Raw genomic sequence first — 1334 nt, 5'->3', positions numbered from 1 at the left:
ATTAACCACCATGAATGAGGTTATTCCCCGACCTAAGGTTTTCATCTGTTCGACCGGCGTCATCTCAGTATTCTGGTTCACAGTCCCCAGCTGTTCAATCGAGCTTCGGATCAGCTCAAGTGTACACAGGTTGATTAGATTGTCTTTTGTCTGAAAATGGTAATTGATAAGTCCGGTCCCAACACAGCCCTGCGTATGAGCCTGCTTGAGTGCTCTGCTGACTCCTCTTCCCAGACCTCCCAGCCTACTATGTTCCGGCTGAATATGTCGATTATCATGTATAGGTAATAGTACATTCCCTTTATGGGTCCAGGTAGGTACGTTATATCCCAAGACCAGACCTGATTGACCGCTGTAGCCTTGTGTGAGCTTATAGGCCTGCTCTCGCGCTTATTGCTTCTTCCCCTATGGTTCTGCTGCTTCGCTTCATGCATCACCCTGTAGAAGCTTGATTCTGATGCAATATACTCACCCTTGTCAGCAAGGGCAGGGACTATCTGACTCGGTGGTTTATCCGCATACTCGGGGCTGTTGACCACTTGAAGTATCCTGTCCTTCTCTTTGTCGGTGAGCTTGTTCTTTGGTTCAGGCCTGCTTGCAGTAGGCCTTCTGTCATGGTCAGGTGTATTGGGATTAATCCACCTCTGGTAGGTTCTAGTGGAAATACAAAGTATCTCGCAGGCTTTCTTCTGGCTTGCTCCAGATGATACTGCCTCTTCAACCAGCTCTATGGCTTTTGTGCGATCCTGGGTGCTGGTCAGTCTTCCTCGTCCTCCGAGGGTCCCCAAATCGCTTCCGCTTTTTTTCTGAGCACCAGGAGGGCTGCTGTCTCAGCCAGCGCGGATTCCTTCCTCTGAAGCTCTTTCTTTACTCGTTTTAGTTCTCTTTGTGTCTCCTTGTCCTGCTGCATCAGTTCTGAAATCTGAGACGGTATATCTGCATTTGCGTTTGAGCAGTTCTCTTGCCAGGATTTCACCTGGTCAGGGAACAATCCATGTTCCCTACAGTATTCGGACAGCTCTGACTCATTCATCTTCAGGGTTTCAACCACTATGAGGAACTTATCCTGGCTGCTCCACTTGTCAGCAGGTTCATCCTTGGATGGTACCGGGTGCCCGTTGGTTCTCAGTTCTGTTCTCCATTTCTTCAAAGTGACTTCCGGTATCCCTAAAGACTCGCTGATCCTCTTGAGTGGCATGCTCTGGGGTGGCAGCATCATCTTGATGGCTGTCTCCTTAACTCTCCTGGTATAGGCCATAATGTCGTCCTCCTCATCCTATTCCTATTAGGATACTTTATTTATTGGGGTACGACAACCATTCTGACACATAGGG

Annotated in this window: 2 protein-coding genes; both read right to left on the bottom strand. The window is 48.6% G+C overall.

What is annotated here, in order from left to right; all coding sequences use genetic code 11:
- Positions 1 to 134: 134 nt before the first annotated feature.
- Positions 135 to 788 (bottom strand): DDE-type integrase/transposase/recombinase, encoded by a 654-nt coding sequence (locus tag T472_RS05140; RefSeq protein ID WP_023863384.1) that lies wholly within the window; start codon positions 786 to 788, stop codon positions 135 to 137.
- The gene (locus tag T472_RS05135; RefSeq protein ID WP_023383339.1) at positions 758 to 1258 is read right to left on the bottom strand and encodes a hypothetical protein; all 501 of its coding nucleotides are present in this window, start codon (positions 1256 to 1258) and stop codon (positions 758 to 760) included. The genes T472_RS05140 and T472_RS05135 overlap by 31 nt, the downstream gene beginning before the upstream one ends.
- Between the last annotated feature and the right edge of the window lie 76 nt (positions 1259 to 1334).

The organism is Youngiibacter fragilis 232.1, from assembly GCF_000495435.3.
GTDB classification, from domain to species: domain Bacteria; phylum Bacillota; class Clostridia; order Clostridiales; family Clostridiaceae; genus Youngiibacter; species Youngiibacter fragilis.
The sequence above is the reverse complement of the archived record's forward strand: the minus strand, read 5'-3'. Positions and strand labels throughout refer to the sequence as shown.

Excerpts from the sequence above, each read along its gene's own strand:
- T472_RS05135 (WP_023383339.1), bottom strand. The coding sequence starts at position 1,258 with ATGGCCTATACCAGGAGAGTTAAGGAGACAGCCATCAAGATGATGCTG.